The sequence below is a fragment of the Halobacterium sp. KA-6 genome (genome assembly GCF_021029015.1).
Classification (GTDB): Archaea; Halobacteriota; Halobacteria; order Halobacteriales; family Halobacteriaceae; genus Halobacterium.
In genome coordinates this window covers 1-1,332 of record NZ_JAJJZH010000038.1, presented here as the reverse complement: position 1 = coordinate 1,332, position 1,332 = coordinate 1, and the positions used below count along the sequence as shown (strand labels likewise).

The window sequence follows — 1,332 nt, the reverse complement described above, 5'->3', positions numbered from 1 at the left end:
CGTCACGCCCGTGCTGCTCCCGGGCACGGCGTTCGGTCTCGGAGCCGACTACGCCGACGCCCGCGCCTTCCTCGACGCGGGCCACGAGGTCGCGCTCGCCACCGATTTCAACCCGAACTGCTTCGCTCGAAGCATGAGTTTCGTCGCCACTCTCGCCAGCGTCGGGATGCGAATGACGCCCCACGAGGCGATTCGGGGCGTCACGAGCGCCGCCGCGGGCGCGCTCGACCGAGACGACGGCACGGGCACGCTCCGGCTACATGATTGCGCAGTACACCGCCGCGGCGCTCCTCAACGAGTGTCGGTCGCTCGGTCGCCCCTCCATCGACTCGACGCCCGTCAGCGGCGGGCAGGAAGACCACGTGAGCATGAGCGGGCAGAGCGCCCTCAACGCCCGCACGGTCGCTGAGAACGCCGCGACCATCGTCGGCGTCGAACTCCTCTGTGGGTCGCAAGCCGCCGAGTTCCTCGACGAGGGCCTCGAACTCGGGACCGGTACGGGGGCCGTCCGCGACGCGATTCGGTCCGTGGTTCCGCCGCTCGACGAGGACCGCCGCCTCGACGGCGAACTGGAGACCGCGGCCGACCTCGTCCGGTTCGGCGCGATTCGCGCGGCCATCGATGACGCCGGGCTCTCCGGCTGAGCGAGCGCGCCGGTACTTCCCCCGCTGCCGGCTGCTTCCCCTTCCCCTTCCCCTCCCGCTTTCGCCGCCTCAGAGGTCGCCGTTGATGACGTCGGCGACGCGCTGTCGGTCGAACAACCGCTCGTCTTCGGGAATCTCGGGGTACGGTCCCTCGCTGTACTGGGGCCACGCGCCGAAGCGGTCGGGATAGAGCTGCTTGGCGGTCATCTCCAGCTGGAACAGATTGAGAATCGGTCCCTGATACCGGCCGGCCTGCGCGTAGACGCGCTCGTTCTTCACGGCCGAAATCTCGGCTCCGACGGGGTCGTCGCGGAGGCCCGCGCGGATGTCGGACATGCTCGTGTCCGGGTGCATCCCGCCGAGCGTGAGAATCACGTCGGGGTCGGCTTCGAGGAGCGTTTCGCAGTCGACGGTCGTCCCGGTCTCGACGTCGTCGCCGAACGCGCTGACCGGCTTCAGCGGGCGGGTGTGGGCGGTCAGGAATCCGGGCGTGCTCAGGTTGTAGGCGTAGATGGACTCCAAGTCGCTCGGGCCGAGGAGGACGGCGGTCGGCCGGTCTTCTTCCGCGGGGAGGTCCGCCGCAATCGCCGCGAGCAGTTCCTCGTGGACCGCCGCGAGCGCCTCGTACTTCGCCTCCGCTTGGAGCACCTGTGCGACCTTGGCGAATATCTCCCAGAGGCCGTAGTAT

General features: G+C 69.4%; 1 protein-coding gene and 2 pseudogenes. 2 read left to right on the top strand and 1 reads right to left on the bottom strand.

The annotated features are described in order from the left end of the window. Nucleotides 1-409, top strand: a pseudogene (locus LPA46_RS18675) (hypothetical protein); the annotation flags it as partial. Beyond that, a pseudogene (locus LPA46_RS18670) lies at nucleotides 300-644 on the top strand (aromatic amino acid lyase); the annotation flags it as partial. The pseudogenes LPA46_RS18675 and LPA46_RS18670, both read left to right, overlap by 110 nt. A 69-nt stretch (nucleotides 645-713) precedes the next feature. Here LPA46_RS18670 and LPA46_RS18665 read toward each other — a convergent pair. Continuing rightward, nucleotides 714-1,332 (bottom strand): ABC transporter substrate-binding protein (locus tag LPA46_RS18665; RefSeq protein WP_230893811.1); only part of this gene is annotated, 619 nt, incomplete at its 5' end.